The 1,747-nt window shown below is 70.0% G+C and carries 3 protein-coding genes and 1 pseudogene; all 4 read right to left on the bottom strand.

Annotated elements, in window-relative coordinates; all coding sequences use genetic code 11:
* Window positions 1-457 (bottom strand): Hsp70 family protein (locus Q0L15_RS21875; protein ID WP_296606927.1); only part of this gene is annotated, 457 nt, incomplete at its 3' end.
* Window positions 458-604: 147 nt separating this feature from the next.
* Window positions 605-736, bottom strand: a complete 132-nt coding sequence (locus Q0L15_RS21870) for a hypothetical protein (protein WP_296606926.1) — start codon at window positions 734-736, stop codon at window positions 605-607.
* 64 nt (window positions 737-800) lie between these two features.
* Window positions 801-1,376 carry a type 1 glutamine amidotransferase domain-containing protein gene (locus Q0L15_RS21865; RefSeq protein WP_296606924.1) on the bottom strand — a complete coding sequence of 192 codons (576 nt, stop codon included), beginning with the start codon at window positions 1,374-1,376 and terminating at the stop codon, window positions 801-803.
* A 1-nt stretch (window position 1,377) separates the two neighbouring features.
* A pseudogene (locus tag Q0L15_RS21860) lies at window positions 1,378-1,747 on the bottom strand (aldehyde dehydrogenase); the annotation flags it as partial.

Genomic DNA, 1,747 nt, shown 5'->3' with positions numbered 1-1,747 from the left:
TGGTGGCCTGGCGCTGGGCGTCGTTGAAGTGAGCGGGCACGGTGATGACCGCTTCGGTGACCCGTTCGCCGAGCGTCCGGCCGGCGTCGTCGGCCAGCTTGCGCAGGATCTGCGCAGAGATCTCCTCCGGGGCGTAGAGCTTCCCGTGGACCGAGAAGCGGACTGCCCCGTCCGGTCCGGCCACGACGTCGTACGAGACCGTCTGGAGCTCGCTCTGCACCTCGTCGTACTTGCGCCCGATGAACCGCTTGGCCGAGTAGATCGTGCCCTTGGGGTTCAGGATCGCCTGGCGCCGGGCCATCTGGCCCACCAGCCGTTCGCCGTTCTCCAGGAAGGCGACGACGGAGGGGGTGGTCCGGTTTCCCTCAGCGTTGGGGACGACCTCGGGCTGACCGCCCTCCATCGCCGCGATCACCGAGTTCGTCGTTCCCAGGTCGATGCCGACAGCCCTGCCCATGAAGCACTCCGTTCGCTCGGTACGGACCAGCCGGGCGCGCGGTGTCCGGTGGTTGAGCCTCCATTGCATCGACCGGGCCCGAGTCCTGCTATCGGCAGAACTGCCCATACCGGGCGGGGGCACCGGTCGAGGATCTGGACGAGCTCCTCAGCCAGCCCGCCGCCGGGGGAACAGCCGCTGCGCCAGCACCATCAGCTCCGGGTCGCCCTCGACCGTCGCCGCGCCTCGCAGCAGCGCCGCCAACGCACTGGTCCGGCCGCGGACGACGTCGTCGCACACGGCGTGCTCAGCGGTTGCGCCGATGTCGGCGGGCGGCCGGTCCCCGACGCCACGGTGGAGGCGGTCATGCCCCTCCCGAGGTGTCGGCGGACTGCCCGACTGCAGCGAACTCCTGCACGATGCGTTCGCAGAACGCTGGCAGGTCGTCCGGCGACCTGCTCGTCGTGATGTTGCCGTCGGTGACCACCTCCTCGTCGACGACCTCCGCGCCGGCGTTGCGCAGGTCGGTGCGCACGCTGGGCCACGACGTCAGCCGGCGGCCACGGGCGACGTCGGCCTCGACGAAGTTCCACGGGCCGTGACAGATCGAGGCGACCGGCTTGCCCGACTGCACGAAGTCCCGGACGAACTGGACGGCGGTGGGCTCCATCCGCAGCTTGTCCGGGTTCACCGTCCCGCCCGGCAGGAGCAGCGCGTCGAAGTCGTCGACGGAGACCTCGCCGACGAGGTCGTCGACGGGGAAGGTCCCGGCGTCCTCCAGGTCGAACTGGCGCGCAGCGATGTCGCCGGTCTTGATCGACAGCAACGTGGTCTGCGCGCCGGCTTCGTCCAGCGCCTGACGGGGCTGCTCGAGCTCCACCCGCTCCACTCCGTCGGTGGCCAGGATCGCGACCCGGCGTCCGCTCAGCTCGCCGGCCATGTCAGGCACCTGCCCCTGCCATGTCGGGGTGCAGGACGACCTTCGTCCAACCCTCGTCGCGGTTGTCGAAGTGCAGGTAGCCCTCGGCTGCCTGGTCCAGCGGCAGCTCGTGGCTGACGATCCAGGACGGCTTGGCCTTGCCGCCGGCGACGAGGTCGCGCAGCGCGCGGTTGTACTTCTTGACCGGACACTGCCCGGTGCCCATCTGCTGGCCCCGGAACCAGTGCTCTCCGTAGTCGAAGGCGACGAACCCCTCCTTGTACAGCTGGTCCGGCGAACCCGGGTCCTGCGGGACGAAGACGCCGACCACGCCGATCTGGCCGGTGAACCGCACCGACTTGACGAGCTTGTTGAGCGTCTCGTTCGGGTGC

Origin of the sequence: Nocardioides sp., from assembly GCF_024509035.1 — a bacterium.
Classification (GTDB): Bacteria; Actinomycetota; Actinomycetes; order Propionibacteriales; family Nocardioidaceae; genus Nocardioides.
This window is presented reverse-complemented; position numbering and strand designations above follow the sequence as displayed.